General features: G+C 31.6%; 1 protein-coding gene. It reads left to right on the top strand.

Going from position 1 to position 256, the window contains the following annotated elements; all coding sequences use genetic code 11:
• Window positions 1–224: protein kinase family protein (locus AACQ14_RS23675; RefSeq protein WP_339366007.1), on the top strand; the 224-nt coding region annotated here is incomplete at its 5' end.
• Between the last annotated feature and the right edge of the window lie 32 nt (window positions 225–256).

The following is a 256-nucleotide window of genomic DNA, read 5'->3' as shown; positions in this document are numbered from 1 at the left end:
AAATCGATCTCCATCAGCATTTTGAAGATGGAGATCGATTTGGTTTGCTTAAGCATTATCAAAGTAATACAAAGTTGTGTGAGCTGTTTGAAGTGAAAAACGCCTTTTATTGGTTCTGGGATGATATTAGGCATATGAAAAACATGGGTTGGTACAATGAAGAGAGATTCACATTATTTGGGGAAAAATTATTGATATTAAAACAAGAATATATAGGAATATAACAATACATTGGGGAGGTACAAAATATAGATAA

Source organism: Vallitalea maricola, assembly GCF_036985595.1.
GTDB classification, from domain to species: Bacteria; Bacillota; Clostridia; order Lachnospirales; family Vallitaleaceae; genus Vallitalea; species Vallitalea maricola.
Note: the sequence above shows the minus strand (reverse complement) of the source record. Positions and strands in the feature narration are given on the sequence as shown.